The 15356-nt window shown below is 31.6% G+C and carries 13 protein-coding genes; 1 reads left to right on the top strand and 12 read right to left on the bottom strand.

Annotation, left to right across the window (positions count from 1 at the left end):
- Positions 1 to 7 precede the first annotated feature (7 nt).
- From ACTT9Y_RS01165 to ACTT9Y_RS01110, 12 genes are all read right to left on the bottom strand, one after another.
- The gene (locus tag ACTT9Y_RS01165) at positions 8 to 715 is read right to left on the bottom strand and encodes a cytochrome c biogenesis CcdA family protein (protein ID WP_440932650.1); all 708 of its coding nucleotides are present in this window, start codon (positions 713 to 715) and stop codon (positions 8 to 10) included.
- Positions 716 to 3406 carry a phosphoenolpyruvate carboxylase gene (ppc, locus tag ACTT9Y_RS01160; RefSeq protein WP_440932649.1) on the bottom strand — a complete coding sequence of 897 codons (2691 nt, stop codon included), beginning with the start codon at positions 3404 to 3406 and terminating at the stop codon, positions 716 to 718.
- Positions 3381 to 4292, bottom strand: coding sequence for an SMP-30/gluconolactonase/LRE family protein (locus ACTT9Y_RS01155; RefSeq protein ID WP_440932648.1), 912 nt, complete (start codon positions 4290 to 4292; stop codon positions 3381 to 3383). Before ACTT9Y_RS01155 ends, ppc begins: the two co-directional genes overlap by 26 nt.
- A complete protein-coding gene (locus ACTT9Y_RS01150) occupies positions 4285 to 5457 on the bottom strand; it encodes a mandelate racemase/muconate lactonizing enzyme family protein (protein ID WP_440932647.1) in 1173 nt (390 codons plus the stop codon). Before ACTT9Y_RS01150 ends, ACTT9Y_RS01155 begins: the two co-directional genes overlap by 8 nt.
- 7 nt (positions 5458 to 5464) lie before the next feature.
- Positions 5465 to 6307 (bottom strand): fumarylacetoacetate hydrolase family protein, encoded by an 843-nt coding sequence (locus ACTT9Y_RS01145; protein WP_440932646.1) that lies wholly within the window; start codon positions 6305 to 6307, stop codon positions 5465 to 5467.
- A 21-nt stretch (positions 6308 to 6328) separates the two neighbouring features.
- Complete coding sequence (locus ACTT9Y_RS01140) at positions 6329 to 7072, bottom strand: SDR family oxidoreductase (RefSeq protein WP_440932645.1); 744 nt, start codon at positions 7070 to 7072, stop codon at positions 6329 to 6331.
- A complete protein-coding gene (locus ACTT9Y_RS01135) occupies positions 7069 to 7938 on the bottom strand; it encodes an NAD(P)-dependent oxidoreductase (RefSeq protein ID WP_440932644.1) in 870 nt (289 codons plus the stop codon). The genes ACTT9Y_RS01140 and ACTT9Y_RS01135 overlap by 4 nt, the downstream gene beginning before the upstream one ends.
- Complete coding sequence (locus ACTT9Y_RS01130; protein WP_023854093.1) at positions 7935 to 9251, bottom strand: TRAP transporter large permease; 1317 nt, start codon at positions 9249 to 9251, stop codon at positions 7935 to 7937. Before ACTT9Y_RS01130 ends, ACTT9Y_RS01135 begins: the two co-directional genes overlap by 4 nt.
- Before the next feature lies 1 nt (position 9252).
- Complete coding sequence (locus tag ACTT9Y_RS01125) at positions 9253 to 9837, bottom strand: TRAP transporter small permease subunit (RefSeq protein ID WP_440932643.1); 585 nt, start codon at positions 9835 to 9837, stop codon at positions 9253 to 9255.
- 66 nt (positions 9838 to 9903) lie between these two features.
- A complete protein-coding gene (gene dctP / locus ACTT9Y_RS01120; protein WP_440932642.1) occupies positions 9904 to 10920 on the bottom strand; it encodes a TRAP transporter substrate-binding protein DctP in 1017 nt (338 codons plus the stop codon).
- 124 nt (positions 10921 to 11044) lie between these two features.
- Positions 11045 to 12013 carry a 2-hydroxyacid dehydrogenase gene (locus ACTT9Y_RS01115; protein WP_440932641.1) on the bottom strand — a complete coding sequence of 323 codons (969 nt, stop codon included), beginning with the start codon at positions 12011 to 12013 and terminating at the stop codon, positions 11045 to 11047.
- Complete coding sequence (locus ACTT9Y_RS01110; protein WP_440932640.1) at positions 12013 to 13797, bottom strand: IlvD/Edd family dehydratase; 1785 nt, start codon at positions 13795 to 13797, stop codon at positions 12013 to 12015. The genes ACTT9Y_RS01115 and ACTT9Y_RS01110 overlap by 1 nt, the downstream gene beginning before the upstream one ends.
- 45 nt (positions 13798 to 13842) lie before the next feature.
- On the opposite strand from ACTT9Y_RS01110, the gene ACTT9Y_RS01105 reads away from it, so the two are divergent.
- Entirely contained in the window at positions 13843 to 15348 is a 1506-nt protein-coding gene (locus ACTT9Y_RS01105; RefSeq protein WP_440932639.1) for a UxaA family hydrolase, read from the top strand.
- The last annotated feature ends 8 nt before the right edge of the window (positions 15349 to 15356 follow it).

Below are 15356 nucleotides of genomic sequence, written 5' to 3'. Positions count from 1 at the left end.
ATACCTTTTATCCGAATTTTTGCATAAAAGGAAAGATTTCAATTATATAAAATCCAATTGCCTGTAATTGATTAGTTAAGATTAAAATACCTGTTACTAAAAGAATAATTCCGCCAATTTTTGATATTAAATTAATATTTTTCCTAAAGTTCTTAGAAAATAATAAAAATCTTTGAATTAAATATCCTGATAAAACAAAAGGAATTGCAAGTCCTAATGAGTAAAAAATTAATAATATGACTGCTCTTGTTAAAGTTTCTTCAATAGATGCTAAAGCTAAAATTGAACCTAAAATTGGACCAATGCATGGTGTCCAACCAAAACCAAAAGCTACTCCGATTACATATGGAAAAAGAATATTTCTTGATTCTTTTGCGTCGAATCTTTTCTCAAAATTTAAGTAGGGAATATTGATTATTCCAATTAATTGAAGAGAAAAAATAATTATAACTATTCCGGCTACAATTCTTAATATTTCTGAATTTTGTAAAAGTGTTTGACCTAAAAATGATGCAGATGCTCCTAAAAGAACAAAAACTGTTGAGAACCCCAAACAAAATAAAATTAACGGAAAAAAGTTTATTTCTTTTTTATTTAGTATTTCTTGTAATGATTGACCAGATATATAAGAAATATATCCGGGTATTAAAGGTAATACACATGGAGACAAAAAACTTATAAGTCCTGCTCCAAATGCAATTAAATATTCAAACATTTAACCAGTATTTTTCATTGCAGCAGATATCCCTGCAATAGATGTCATTAAAGCATCATCAAGAAATTTTTTATCTAATTTTTTGTATTTTTTCTTTGTTAATTTATTCATTATATTTGCCTGTAAAATGTTTAACATTTCTGTGTAATTGCTCCTTATAAACAAAGCCTTTCTAAATTTTTTCCTCTCTCTTATCACTTCTCCTGGAGTTATTTTATTATGCAATTTGACCAGTGCTTCAAATTGAAATCTTAATTTTTTACCAATTCTCCTTAATGGAGCATCTGCCAAATTATTTTCATAAATCACTGAAATTTCTGGATCAACTTTTGAGATTACCATGTCTAAAATATCCATTGTCGAAACAAAATATGGCCAGTTTTTTTCCATGTCCATCATAGTTTTTTTAAATTTTTTAATTGATCCATATCTCAAAGCCTCTGTTGTTCCTAACCAAGCTGGTAACATTAATCTAATTTGTGTCCAAGCAAATACCCACGGTATAGCTCTTAAACCTTGAATATTATCAACATTCTTCCTTTTTGTTGGTCTTGACCCTATAGCTAACTTTCCAAGAGATTTGTGAGGTGTAACTGTTTTAAAGTATCTAATAAAGTCTTCGCTTTGATTTAAATATTTCCTATAAGCAGATGTTGAAATTTCAGACATGTTCTGGATTAACTCTCGCCAATTAGGCTTTGATCTTGGAGGTGGATTTAAAGAAGCATCCATAACCGCTCCGATGTAGCTACATAGATTGTATTCAGCTAAAGGTTTGTATCCATATTTTTGTTGAATTACTTCCCCCTGATCAGTAATTCTAATTTTTCCATTTACAGTTCCAGCTGGTTGGGATTTTAATGTTGCCTGAATAGGACCACCTCCTCTTCCAGGAGACCCTCCTCTTCCATGGAAGAAAACCAAATCAAACCTATATTTTTTCGCTAGACCTCTTAATTCCTCTTGAAGTTTGTATTGATACCAACTAGCTGATAATTTACCTGCATCTTTACTTGAGTCTGAGTATCCAATCATTACTTCTTGCTTAGCGCTTGTCATTTTTCTGTACCAAGAAAGTTTAAATAAATTTTTCATAACGCTATTTGCATTTTTTAGGTCATCTAAAGTTTCAAAAAGTGGGACAACCCTTAAAAAATTCTTTATTTTTGCTTGTATTTGTAAAAAATATACAGATAAAATATCTGACGCAGTTGAAGTCATTGATATAACATAGGCGCCTAAACATTCATGAGGAGTTTTTGATATCTGCTTAAATGTGTTCCAAACTTCCTTGTTTTCTTTGTTAGTTATTTTTATTCTATCGACAAAATAGTTTTTTTCTTTAATTAATTTATTTAATAATTTTATTTTTTCTTTTTCACTTAAAGAATTATATTTAATATTATATTTTTTTCTAAAAAGTTCATTTAGAAGTTTGGTATGTCGATCTGCCTCTTGTCTAATATCTAATCTAGCAAGATTGATGCCAAAACATCTTACTCTTCTCATTAAGTCTAATAAATCTGCATTTGCAATATGGTCCTCTCTGTTTAATTTTAAAGAATTTCTAACCTCTCTTAATGGAAGAGTAATTTCATATTTATTTTGTATCAATTTCTTTTCATCTAGATATGAATTATTATTTAAATGATTTTCGATTAGCTGATGTGTTAATCTTACTTTATTTCTTATAGGTCTTAGAAATACTCTGTATGGTTCAAAACTATTTCCAGTTTCTTTTTTAATTTTCGCCGAACATTCTTCCATTGATAAATCTTGTATTAATTTTGTAAGTTCTTTGTCGTATAATTTTGCGGCCTGCCATCGAGAAAATAGCAAAACTTTCTTGGTGACTTCAGCAGTCACATTTGGATTTCCATCTCTATCTCCACCCATCCAGGATCCAAATTGAATTGGATTAAAGTCTCTAGGTAAATCTTTCTTTAAATTTTTTCTAAATATATCATTAAGTCTCTTATAAACTTTAGGTATTGTATCCCATAAACTATCCTCTATTACTGCTAAACCCCATCTTGCCTCATCTATTGGTGAAGGTTTAGTCCTTTTAAGTTCGTCTGTTTTCCATATTATAGCAATTTCTGAATATAGCTGTCTGTCTAATTCAATAATCTTGGATGGGTATTTTTTATAAAGATGCCTTTTTTCCAATATATCAATTAAATTTGCATATTTTTGAATTAAGGTCCTTCTTTTTACTTCTGTTGGATGTGCAGTTAAAACAATTCCGATGTCAAGTTTTGTTGCCTGTTCATAAATTTTTTTGTTAGAAATTTTTTTATTTTTAAAAAGACCATTAATTAAATCTTCAATAAATAAATTTTGATTTTTATCTTTAAAATATGGATTTTCATATTCATTAAGTTTTCTTGAAGCATCAAGTGACTCCGCAAGATTTAATAAATTTAAAATGTGTGAAAATGCTCTTGTTAATTTAAATGAGTTTAATGGTGAAAGTTTTTTAACTTCTGATGATATTCTCGAAAAAACTTTTCTTTTATTTTTGTTTGTTAGAGTATTTTTTGATATTAGCCTAAACTTTTCAACAATATTGAAAAATTTCTTGCCCTCTTGATCCTTTATAACTTTGCCAAGAAAAGTACCTAATAATCTAAAATCCTCCCTTAAAAGCTTTGTAGGTATTCGTTCATAGTAAAGATCTCTTTTCTTCATTACTTAAAATAAATTTTTTCTGTAAAATTCCTTTCGAATTAGTTTTTACACTAAAAAAGAAGCCAGAATATCTAAATTTTCGCAAATCTGCTTTGTTCATTCCTTTTGTTGCTGTTGAAACATAGAGTTCTTGATTATTTTTTCCTCCAAATGCACAGTTAGTAATGTTTTTAGCTGGAAAATGAATTCTATGAATTAATTTTGCTTTACTGTTAAATACTGAGATACATGCCCCACGAAAATGCGCTACCCATAAATTTTTATTTTTATCTAAAGTCATTCCATCTGGAACTCCTTCTTCAGGTGAAAACTTTTTAAATATATTTTTACTAATTATTTTGTTTTTTTTATTAATCTTAATTTTATAAATAGTTTTTTTCCGACTATCAGTGTGATAAAGGTTATATTCATCAATAAATGCTGGACCATTTGTAATTCTATAATTTTTGTCAACTTTAGTTAATTTAAGATTTTTATCTAACTTATACAAAGATCCTTTTTCAACATTTCTCTCTAGATTATCCATAGTACCAAACCAAAGATTTCCAGCAGGATCTGTTTTACCATCATTTATTCTATTTAACTTTATTTTTGGCTCTATAGGTATTGATTTTAAAACTTTTTTTGATTTTAAATTTTGAATTCTTAATTCTCCCTGAAGACCTAAAATAAAAATATGATTTTTAATATGAGCAATGAAACCTACTTCTTTATTAACTTTAAATATATTCTTTTTTTTATTTTTAATATTTAAAGAACAAATTTTCTTTTTCTTTATATCTACAAAATAAATTGAATTATGCTCTTTAACCCAAAGTGTTCCTTCACCTAAAGTGCATCTTAATTTCCAAATTGGTTTTGGTTCTGTAGTTATAATTTTATTCATTTATCTCAAACTCTTTAATAAAGTCCTCATTTGGGTTTATACCAATACCTGCATTGTCTGTCACTGATGCAAATCCATTGTTATCTTTAACTTGATCTAAAATCGAAAAACTCTCTTTTGGCAGATCTGTTATAAAGATATTTTTTTCTGTCGTATCAAACTCAAGCATCGATTTCGTCGGAAATAATCCCCCTGGCATATCAGGTTGTGAGGTCAACAAATGAAGATTGACCGCAATACTTACAGCAGATCCCCAAACATGATTGACAACTGGAACAAAGTTAGCTTGAGCAATAGCCAAAACCTTCAAATATTCTGTGATGCCACCTAACCCACATACCTCTGGTTGAGCTATATCGATACATTCGTTGACAATTAATTTATTCCAACCATACTTTGTAAATTCTGCTTCCCCACCTGCGACACTAGTAGATATCTTTTTTTTCAATTCTCGATATCCATTATAATCTTCAGGAGCAACAGGTTCCTCAAACCAATAAATATTTAGTTCATCAAGTCCTTTTCCAACATAAAGAGCATCTTTTAAATTGTAAGCATGATTTGCATCAACCATTAATTTAAAGTCTTTACCTATAGAGTCTCTAACTGCTTGTACTAACTTTAAATCTTCTTTTGGACCCAATCCAACTTTCATTTTCATAGCTTTAAAATTTTTTGATTTAATCTGTTTTGCTTCTTCTTGAAATAATGGAATTAACTCATCAATTGATTTTTTTTGCAACATCATCCCATATCCATATACAGGAACATCATCATTACATTTTCCACCAACAAGTTGGTAAAGAGGAGAGTTTGTTTTTTTTCCTAAGATATCCCATAGAGCTATATCTACTCCTGATAAAGCTTGTATCGGCATCCCTTTTTGACCACTATCTCTTAAAAGATTGTAAACTTTTTGCCAGATATACTCTTTGTTTAAAGGGTCTTCGCCAATCACCAAAGGCTGTATAACCTTTTCAACAATATACTTGTTTGCTAGGGCTATATTTCCAGGGCCAAAACACTCACCCCAACCCGTTATACCTTGATCTGTTTGGACTTCAACTAGATGAGCTGTACGATGTTTGTAATATTGTTGTGAGTATCCAAGTTCTTTTTCTAACTCATATTTAAGTACATGACTTTTAATAGAAGTTATTTTCACAACAAGATTATAAAGCAACTACCTTTGAGTTTTGCTCTCCTAAGTTTTCAACTGATAATTTCATCATATCACCAGCTTTTAAGAACTGCTGCGGCTTCATTCCCATACCTACTCCTGGAGGTGTCCCTGTTGTAATAATATCTCCTGGTAAAAGAGTCATATACTTACTCAAATAAGATACTATCACGTCTACATTAAATATCATTGTGCTTGTATTACCTGTTTGCATTCTTTTTCCATTTACATCTAAGCTCATTTTTAAATTATTAACGTCTGATATTTCATCTTTTGTAACTAAATGTGGACCAACAGGACCGTAAGTGTCATGAGATTTTCCTTTAACCCATTGTCCCATTTTTTCAAGTTGCCACTCACGTTCACTTACATCATTTACTAAACAATAACCTAAAATATGATCCTGTGACTGATTTTCTGAAATATGTTTGGCTTCTTTACCAATTATAATACCAAGCTCTACCTCCCAGTCTAATTTTTTTGATCCTGAAACTATTTCAACATCATCGTTGGGTCCAACTATACAGCTAGTTGCCTTCATAAAAACTATCGGTTCTTTTGGAATATCAGCACCAACTTCAGCAGCATGATCTGAATAATTAAGGCCTATAGCTATAAACTTACGTGGGCTAGTTATACAAGAGCCGATTCTTTCATTTGAGGATAACTCAGGTAAATTCGATAAATCAGCATTTTGTAACTTTGCAAAAGTATCGAAGTTTAAAAAATTAGGATTTAAATCTTTAATGTGTGAACTTATATCCCTAATTTTACCATCCTTATCCATAATAGCTGGCTTTTCACTTCCTTTTTGTCCTACTCTTAATAATTTCATATTTATCCTTTTGTTGTTTAATTATATTGAAATTCCACCATCAACATGAATTGTACTACCTGTTGTAAACGTTGCATCATCACTAGCTAAATAAACAGCCACAGCTGCTATTTCTTCTGCCGTACCTAACCTTCCCATAGGTTGTCTTGCTATAAAATCTTTTTTTGCTTGAACGGGATCTGGGCTTTGATTTACCCTATCTTGCCAAGAAGGTGAATAAACTGTACCTGGCGCAATTGAGTTACATCTAATATTTTGTTTAACGAAGTCTGCAGCAATCGCTTTTGTTAAACCAATAACCGCACCCTTTGTTGTTCCGTAAACAAATCTATTTGGAAAACCTTTAAAGCTAGATGCGCATGAAGATATATTAATAATACTTCCACCATTTTGTTTGATCATTAAAGGTAAAATAGATTTGCACATAAAGTACATCGACTTAACATTTACATTAGAAGAAAAATCCCAATCTTTTTCATTACATTCCAATATTGTTCCATGGTGAACAAATCCAACAGCATTAAATAAAACATCAACTCTATCTAAAGTTTTAGTAAATTCTAAAATCGCATTATTATCTGTTGAGTCTAACCTTTGCACTTTTATCTTAGGATATTCTTTATTTAAATCAGCTAAAGTTTTATCATTTAAATCAGTTGCAGTTACATGAGCGCCTTCTTTTTGAAAAGCTATTGCTGTTGCTTTTCCAATCCCTTGGCCCGCTGCTGTTACGAGAATTTTTTTACCATCTAATCTTCCACTCATTTTTTATTTATCCTTTCGATTTCATTATAAAGTGAACTATGATCAGTGTTTCCATGACCATTATCGACAAGAGTTTTATACATTTCTTTCACTAAATTTGAAATAGGTAAATGTGTATTATATGAATTTGCACACTCTAAAATGTTATTCATATCTTTTAAATGCGTAAAAGTTTTACCTTTTGGAGTAAAATCTTTATCTATCATTCTTTTTCCATGAGTTTGTAAAATTTTACTATCCGCCCAACCTCCAGTAAGAGCTTTAATTAATTTTACTGGGTCAGCTCCAGCTTTTTCACATAAAATTATTGCTTCAGCAACCGCTCCTATAGTAACCCCTACTACAATTTGATTTGCTAACTTTGAAACTTGTCCACTACCAATTGGTCCAACTAAAGTTGGATTTCCCATAGCTTTTAAAATATTTATAGAATTATCAAAGACACTTTGTTCTCCTCCAACCATTATAGCTAATGAAGCTTCCTCAGCTCCAATTGTTCCTCCTGAAACCGGTGCATCTAAATAATTTACATTTTTTGATTTTAGACTATTTCCATATTTTGTTGCTGTCGTTGGTTTAACCGAACTCATATCAATAACAGTTGATCCAGATTTTAAATTTTCTAATAAATCTGAATTACTCATTATTGCATCAACAGCGCTATCATCTGTTAACATTGTAATAATAAAATCATTATCTTTAACAACTTCACCTAATGTTTTTGATATTTCAGCACCAAACTCTTTCAAAGGTTCTGCTTTCTTAATTGAACGATTGAATACTTTTAGTTTAAAATCTGATTTTAACAAATTTTTAGCCATTGGCAGGCCCATTAGACCTGTTCCAATAAAGCCTATTTTCATCATGGTTTCGGTTTAAACTCGTGGAAGTTTTGCGTCATTGCTTCTGGGAAAAACATAACACATGCTAATACAATTAACTGAATAACTATAAATGGAGCAAAACCTCTAAATATATCTGTTAATGAAATATGTGGAGGTGCAACAGATTTTAAATAAAAAGCGGCAGGCCCAAACGGTGGACTTAAAAATGAAACTTGCATATTTACACAAAATAATATTCCAAACCAAATTGGATCAAATCCAAGAGCTATAACTATTGGTAAAAATACAGGCATTGCTAACAATACAATTCCAACCCAATCCATAAATGCTCCCATAATCAAAAACATAATCTGCATCATGAAGATTAAATACATTGGTTTTAAATCATAAGCCAAAATAGTTTCTGCTACATATTTAGGACCTCCAGCAAGAGAATAAGCACCTGCTAAAACTGTAGCACCAAAAGTAATAGTTAAAATAGTTCCTGATGCTTTGAAAGTTCTTGTTAATGCATCTTTAAATAAAAACCACGTAAGTTCTTTTCTTGCAAAAATTATAATCAATGTAGCAACTACTCCCATACCAGCTGCTTCCGTAATTCCTGTCATTCCAGAATAAATTGAACCTAATACAATTATTACAATACCAATAGGTGGTAAAAGACCTGGAAGGTATGACATTTTTTCTTTTAAAGTTAAAGCAGGCTCATCACTTAAAGGTGCCAAATGAGGTTGTAATCTTGTACGAATTAAAATGTATGTAATAATTAAACCTGAAATCATTAAACCAGGAACAATAGCTTCTTGGAATAACATCGTAATAGAAGTCTCTGTTGTTAATCCATAAATAATTAAAACGATTGAAGGCGGTATCATTGTTCCCAAAGATCCTGATGCACAAATTATACCTATCGACATATCTTGATCATATTTTAATCTCAACATTTGAGGTAATGCAATCAAACCTAATAAAACTATTTCTCCACCAATAATTCCACTCATCGCTGCCATGATTGTTGCCATGATGGCAGTTACTACACCTACTCCACCTCTAGTTTTTCTTAACCAAGCATTTAATGCATCATATAAATCTCTTGCTATATTTGAACGTTCTAGCAAGGAGGCCATAAATATAAATAAAGGAACTGACAAAAATGAGTAAGTGACAACAAGAGAATAGTATCTTGAAAGTAATATGCCTAATGCATGTTCACCTATATATAAAAATACTAGTACTGCACCCATAAAACCAGATGCAAATCCCATTGGAACACCTATAGAGATAAGTAATAATAATCCTACTATAAGTATTATAGAAAGTGATCCTATATCCATTTTATTTCAATTCTTTAGAAGGGTCGTATTGTTTTTCTTTAGGATTTCTCCAATCAATAATTAAATTATTTACAGATTGGACGGCTATAAGAAATACACAAATAAGTGTTAGTGGCTTCATAGTAGCAGGAATTGGTGGATCCCAATAAGTTGCAAATCTCTCCCAATTTATAAATGATCTATAAGCGTCCTCCATCCCACCATAAATTACAGCTGCTGCGAAAAGAACAATAATTAAAGTACTGATTATATCAAAAATTCTCTGGGTTGGTCTACCTACCCAATCATACAATAATACTATTCTAATATGGCTTCTTAATCTTGTTGCGTATATTCCACCAACTAAATAACAAACACCAGCAAGCCATAGACATAGTTCATTTGCCCACAAAGTAGGTTTTAACAATACATATCTCATAAAAATTTCATACATCATCACAATTACAATTACAGGAATTAAATATTTAATTGTGTGACTTAAAAATAAGGAAATTCTATCAATCCAATTTATTGGAAAATCATCTTTACTTGCGACTTTTTCACTTTGCTCTTGTAACTGTTTATCTTGCAATTCTTTGTCACGCATAAACTAAAAATTTTTTTAATTTGAAGGGCCTTTTCAGGCCCTTCAAAATTTTTTATATACTTATAATTATAAGATACCGTTAGCTTTCATATAAGCTTTGTGTATCTCAATAAGTGCTGCAGCTTCTGGGGATTTGGTCTTCCATTCTTCCCAAGCACCAAGTGCAGCTTGTCTAAATTTAGCTCTGTCCTCTTTAGACCAGTCGTGAAGAGTAACACCCATTTCTTTTAAAGCTTTAACAGCTTCTGCGTTCTTTCTTTCAACCAAACTAGTGATAGTTCTTCCACAGATTTCGATTGCAGCTAACATTGCACCTTTTTCATGAGGCTTTAACTTGTTCCATACTTTTGTGTTACAAGCTAAGTGGTCAGCTGGCATAGAGTGAAAACCTGGATATGTAGCATATTTATTTTGCTCATAGTGTCCACCTGCATAGTTAGTCGCTAAAGATGAATAGTCAGCACCATCAATTAAACCAGTTTGTAAAGCAGTTGGAACTTCACCAAAGTCCATCACAATTGGCTTAGCACCTAATGCTGTAAAGATCATACTTTCCATTCCTGGAGGTGATCTAAATTTAAAGTCTTTTAATGAAGCAACATCTGGGATTGGTCTGCTAGATATTAAAGACTCGTGTCCTGGTATCCACCAACCAATTAATGTCATTCCATATTTGTTGTAAAGTGCATCAACTGCTTCTTGAGCTCCAGGGAAATTCAAGAATTCATATTGTTGATATGGGTTATCGTATCCACCCATTACATCACCTGCGAATTGGAATGCTGCATTTTTACCTGTTTGGTAACCTGCACCAGTCATATCACAATCAATAATTCCAGTTTGTGCCGAGTTAAATACCTCAGCAGATTTACCAGTTACTGATGATGAGTAGAACATTTCTACTTTTAAGCTTCCGCCAGAAAACTTTTCAACGTTTTTAGCGAATTGAGCGGCAACTTCACCATTAGGTGAACTAGCTGTAAAGTGTGTTTCAATCTTTAAAGTCTTTGCATTTGCAGAGCCAAATAAAGCAACTGAAACAATAGCTACAGCTGCTATAGTTTTAGATATAAGTTTAAACATTATCTTCCTCTCGTTTATGTTTTTTTTAAAGTTAACCATAAATGATTTTTGAGATCAATAATTTCGTTTAATTTTTATATATAGAAATTATATATATTCATTGAACAGACAACTTCTAGTTGTTCTAAACCACTTCTGAAATAAGAGGTTTTTTATTGAAATAACAATAAATGTTGTCAACTGCCATCATACTCATTGCTAATCGAGTCTCATGAGTCGCACTACCAATATGTGGTAAAACAAAACAGTTATCTAATTTTAAATATCTTTTATCTAAATTTGGTTCATTGTTGAAAACATCTAAACCTGCTGCATAAATTTTTTTATTTATTAATGCATCTATCAATGCATCATCATCAATAGTCGATCCTCTTGAAGTGTTAATAACCACAGCATGCTTTGGTAACAAACTTATTGTTGATGAATTAAGAATATTTTTGGTTTCAGCTGTTGCAGGTGTATGAATACTTAAAAAATCACAGACTGGTAGCATTGACTTAATATCAGAATAATATTTTGCACCATCCTCCACATCATCAGTGAGTTTATTTCTGTTATGGTAAATAATCTTCATCCCAAATGCTTTAGCACTTTTTGCAGCCATTCTTCCAATACGACCCATACCAATAATTCCTAAAGTTTTACCTGTAACAGAATTTCCAATCATAAATTTAGTAAGATCTGGTTTTTGATTTTTCCAATTATCAGTTCTTACAAGATTATAAGCTTCACCAATTCTTCTTGAAGCTGCCAGAATTAATAGAATAGTCGTTTCTGCTACTGCTTCATTTAAAACATTAGGAGTATTTGTAATTTTAATTTTTTTTTCTTTTGCAGATTTTATTGAAATATTATCATAACCAACACCAACTTGAGCAATAATTTTTAATTTACCACTTAAATTGTTAAAAAAATTTTCACTAATTTTATCAAAACCAGTCGAAATCATACCATCATAATCGTTAACAATTTTTATTAAATCACTTTCTGGAATAGGTTCGTCTTTTGGATTTAAAGTTACTTCAAATTCTTTTTGAAGTTTTTCCTCTGCTAAATCTGATATTTTTCTTGAAACTAATATTTTTGGCCGCATTAGTGAGAGTCTCTTGGTAAACCTTTGGTATGTGATACGTCTAAATATTTACCTCGAGAATTAATGCATGCACCATCATCCAATTGACCAACAGTATTTCTAAATATTTCTTGCCAAGGAGTTTGATTTTTTGGCTTAAATACTTTTTTGTTTTTCCTTCGTTTTTTAAATTCAGCCTGAGAAATCAATAAATCAACTCTTCTTTTATTTAAGTCTATTTTTATTTTATCGTAAGTTTTAACAATGCCTAGATCTCCACCTACTGCTGACTCTGGTGAAACGTGAAGTATTGATGGGCTCTCGGATGTTCCACTCTGTCTTCCATCTCCCAAAGTTGGTAAATGTCTTATTCCTTTTTTTAATAATCTGTCAGGTGGTTGCATATTAACCACCTCTGCTGATCCAGGATAACCAACAGGTCCGCAACCTCTAATAATTAATAGAGAGTTTTCATCTATCTTAAGCTTCTTATCATTAAGTCTTTTATGATAATCCTCAGGACCTTCAAAAACTATAGCTTTACATTCAAAAACATTTGGGTGTTTGGGGTTTGATAAATATTGATCTCTAAATTCTTTACTAATTACAGATGTTTTCATGATAGCAGATGAGAAAAAATTACTTTTCATAACTAAAAAACCAGCTTTTTCAGTCAATGCATTCTTAAATGTTTTAATTACTTTGTTATCTACATCAACTTTCTTTCTTAAATTTTCTCCTACAGTTTTTCCTGTAACTGTCTTTATTTTTGTATGAATTTTTTTGTTTTTAATTAATTCCCTCATTACCGCAGGTATTGCTCCAGCTCTATGAAAACTTTCCATTAAGTATTCTCCTGCAGGTTGGCAATTCACCAATAGAGGAATGTTGTGCCCAAGTTTTTGCCAATCAGAAAGATCAAATTTAATTCCCATATGTTTTGCAATAGCACTTAGATGAGCAGTGCAGTTACTTGATCCACCAATAGCACTTGCTACTACTACTGCGTTTTCAAAAGCTTTACGTGTCATAATTTTTGATGGGGTTAAATCCTCATAAACCATTCCAACAATTCTTTTTCCTGTTTCGTAAGAAATTTGTTCTCTTTCTCTGTAAGGAGCAGGAATAACTGCACCCCCTGGTAAAGACATTCCTAATGCTTCTGCGACTGAGTTCATTGAAGAAGCTGTTCCCATTGTATTACAATGGCCAGCACTTGGTGAGGATGATGAAACCATATCCATAAATTCCTCATATTTAATTTCTCCTTTAGCTAACATTTTTCTAGCTTCCCAAACTACCATTCCTGATCCAGCTAATTTTCCCTTATAAACTCCATCTAACATTGGGCCACCAGATAAAACTATTGCTGGAATATTTACCGTGGCTGCTGCCATCAAAGCTGCTGGAGTAGTTTTATCACATCCTGTTGTTAAGATAACTCCATCAAGTGGGTATCCATATAAAACTTCTACTAATGACAAATATGAAAGATTTCTATCCAACATCGCAGTAGGCCTTTTTCCTGTTTCTTGGATTGGATGAGTTGGAAACTCCATAGGTATACCACCTGCTCTTCTGACTCCATCTTTTATTCTCTTACTCAGTGACATAAAATGCCTATTACATGGTGAAAGGTCGCTACCAGATTGAGCTATTCCTATTATTGGATTTCCAGATTGTAATTCTTTTCTAGTAAGACCATAATTTAAATATCTTTCTAGATACAAAGCAGTCATATCTGGGTTTTTTGGGTTATTAAACCACTGCTGACTTCTGAAACTTTTTTTTCTTTTTTTAGGCATAATTGTTTAATGGTCTCTTTAGATTTATAGTTATATAATAATTTTATGAATAATCTAATAGTTTTAAATAAGAATGACAATGTGGGTGTTAGTCAATTTATTATTCCTGAAAAAACAAAAATTGAAGGTCATGAAATTAGTACTATCGATCCAATACCTTTTGGACATAAAGTTTGTTTAAAAACAATTAAAAAGGGTGATCCAATCATTAAATATGATCAAATTATTGGTTTTGCTTTAGATGAAATTAAACCTGGACAACATGTCCACTCACATAATTTAGAATTTAGAGAGTTTAAAAGAGAATTTAAAGTAACAGACAAAAAACACATTGTAGATGAAAAAGCAGATACCTTCTTTAATGGAATTTTAAGAGATAATGGACAGGTCGCTACTAGAAATTATATTGGAATAGTGAGCACAGTAAATTGCTCAGCAACTGTCACTAAAATGATTGTTGAAAGGATTAAATATTCTGACATTTTAAAAGATTACCCAAATATTGATGGCATAGTGCCAATTACTCACTCAACTGGATGTGGAATGAATACGGAAAGTGAAGGGATGCAAATTTTTCAAAGGACTATTGATGGATTTAAAAATCATCCTAATTTTTCTCATGTTTTTGTAATAGGTTTAGGATGTGAATGTGCGCAAGTCAGTTTGTTTGATGAGTCTTTAAAAAAACATAACCGAATTCATTTTCTAACAATTCAAGATGAAGGTGGGACTAAAAAAATAGTCGAAAAAGTATTATCACAAATTAAAAATTTGCTTTCAGATGCAAACAATGTGCAGAGAACCTCACAACCTGTAAGTCATCTAACTTTAGCTCTTCAGTGTGGTGGCTCAGATGGATATTCTGGAATAACTGCAAATCCTGCATTAGGTGTTGCAGCAGATCTCCTGGTTAACAAAGGTGGAAGTTCAATTTTATCTGAAACCCCTGAGATTTATGGAGCTGAACATTTATTAATTAATAGAGCTAGCTCTCAAGAGACTGCTGACAAGCTGATAAAAAGATTAGAGTGGTGGAGACATTATACTTCAATCAATAATAGTTCTATGGATAATAACCCAGCCCCTGGAAATAAAAAGGGTGGCCTTACGACAATTTTAGAAAAATCATTAGGTGCTGTTGCAAAAGGAGGTAATTCTATTCTTCAAGATGTACTGCACTATGCAGAACCTTTAAAAAACAAAGGATTTAATTTTATGGACTCTCCTGGTTACGATCCTGTATCTGTTACAGGTCAAGTAGCATCAGGTGCTAATATAATTTGTTTTACAACAGGACGTGGATCGTGCTTTGGCTGCAAACCAGTTCCAAGTTTAAAACTTTCAACAAACTCAGCAATGTTTAAAAAAATGTCTGAAGATATGGATATTAATTGTGGAACAATTGCTGAAGGAAAGGAAAAAGTTGAAGAAGTTGGTCAAAAAATATTTGAACTAATTGTTAATACTGCTTCAGGAAATAAATCAAAGAGTGAAATCAACGGCTACGGTGACGAGGAGTTCAATCCTTGGCAAGTAGGCGTAGTGATGTAATTTTAATT

Source organism: Candidatus Pelagibacter sp. (assembly GCF_052049995.1).
Classification (GTDB): Bacteria; Pseudomonadota; Alphaproteobacteria; order Pelagibacterales; family Pelagibacteraceae; genus Pelagibacter.
Note: the sequence above shows the minus strand (reverse complement) of the source record. Positions and strands in the feature narration are given on the sequence as shown.